Below are 1,753 nucleotides of genomic sequence, written 5' to 3' on the forward strand. Positions count from 1 at the left end.
CCCGTTAGAATTCCTGTAATACGAATATTTTGGAGATTGAACAAAAACGAGCGCCTCGGTACGATGGGGTTACACACGAGGTCATTGCCTCAAAAAGCCCATCCAGGAGGTCGCTCTACTATGAAGTTTAAAGCACAAGATAAGCAAAATCAACTCATTGAAAACATTACCGCTCATCATCTGGTCGTCGGAGTAGACATTGCTCAAGATACTCATGTTGCCCGGGCCGTCAGCTTTCGCGGGATTGCTTTAGGTGCACCGCTGGAATTCGGTAACCATCTTGAGGGTTTCAAGCTATTTGGACGCTGGATCCAGGATCTACTCCAAACCTACAAGCTTAACAAAGTCATTATAGGCATGGAACCTACAGGTCATTACTGGCTGAATCTTGCGCGCTGGCTCTCTTCTCAGCGCATTGAAGCCGTTCTCGTTAATCCCCATCTCGTTAAAAAGAATAAGGAGAACCGTGACAACTCGCCATCTAAAAGTGACCGCAAAGATGCTCTTGTCATTGCAGACATGGTCAAAAACGGGTACTACTCCCCTGTTCGTTTTCATCCAGAAGCCTACGAAGAACTGCGAATTCTCATGGCTAACCGAGACACGGTTACAAAACGGCTCAACAGTGCTGTTAACCAAATTCATCGATGGGTTGATATCGTGTTCCCTGAGCTGCGCCAGGTCTTTAAAACCCTTACCTGTACCAGCTCTATTGCTACGCTCAGACTCTTTCCCTTACCGGAGGAAATTAGTAGATTAACCACAGAAGAGGTTCTTACCGGTTGGAAACAATATGTAAAGCGTCATGCTGGAGTTAAACGAGCGGAACAGCTCATTGAACTAGCAAAATGCAGCATTGGCGCCACGCAGGCACTCCAAGCCTACAAGCTTCATCTGAGTCAACTACTAGAGGAATATGACTTGGCTCAGCGCCAACTTGAACAAATTGAGCATGAACTTCATCTCATCTTGAGGCGTATCCCCTATGCACAGAAACTGCTCGATATTCAGGGTTTGAATGCAACGAGCTTGGCTGGCATTCTAGGAGAAGCTGGAGATCTGAGCGGCTATGTACATGGAAATGCTTTATTACGACATGCCGGCCTCAATTTAACTGAAGCCAGTTCCGGAAAGTGGCGTGGTAAAATGGCGCTTAGCAAACGCGGCCGCCCTCGTCTCCGACGTTTTCTCTATCTCATGACGATGTGCATGGTCATGACCAATCCGGATATTAGAGCCCTGCACCACCATAATGTCGATGTGAAAAAACTCAAGAAAATGAAATCTATAATGAAATTGTGCGGTAAAGTCGCCCGTATGCTTGTTGGTCTGGCCAAAAGCAGTGAAGCTTACGACTCGACTAAAGTGTTTCCGCAAGCAGCTTAAGCAGTTTTTCTCACCAGCTCATGCATTCGCAGGATGACAAGAAGCACGAGGTATCGGGAGATATTAAACAAAAGGGCTCGGACCCGTTCCGTTAGAAAGACCGACCTCCACCCCTTAGTTAGATGTGACGAAGGAATGAAAGGGCTAAGACCCGTTGAGACATGGGAGTGAGAATCACTAGGGCAAAGTGGAGACGTGCATGATATGGAACAAAGTGGGTATTGGACACAACACCCTTGTTCCCGCATGCCCTTTCTACTGTCCCCAGCCACCGACTCCCCTGGATTCTCTTCTTTCATGTTTAGCTCAGGGTGAAATCCTGCGAATTCATGAGTTTGAGTGAGGAAATTGAATCACTTCGAGGGAG

The 1,753-nt window shown here is 47.1% G+C and carries 1 protein-coding gene; it reads left to right on the forward strand.

Going from position 1 to position 1,753, the window contains the following annotated elements; genetic code table 11:
* Positions 1 to 120 precede the first annotated feature (120 nt).
* Positions 121 to 1,386 carry an IS110 family RNA-guided transposase gene (locus AK95_RS23465; RefSeq protein ID WP_063477462.1) on the forward strand — a complete coding sequence of 422 codons (1,266 nt, stop codon included), beginning with the start codon at positions 121 to 123 and terminating at the stop codon, positions 1,384 to 1,386.
* The last annotated feature ends 367 nt before the right edge of the window (positions 1,387 to 1,753 follow it).

It is taken from the genome of Paenibacillus sp. LC231, from assembly GCF_001860525.1.
Lineage (GTDB): Bacteria > Bacillota > Bacilli > Paenibacillales > Paenibacillaceae > Paenibacillus_AQ.

Coding starts and splice junctions, on each gene's coding strand:
- AK95_RS23465 (WP_063477462.1), top strand. CDS start 121: ATGAAGTTTAAAGCACAAGATAAGCAAAATCAACTCATTGAAAACATT.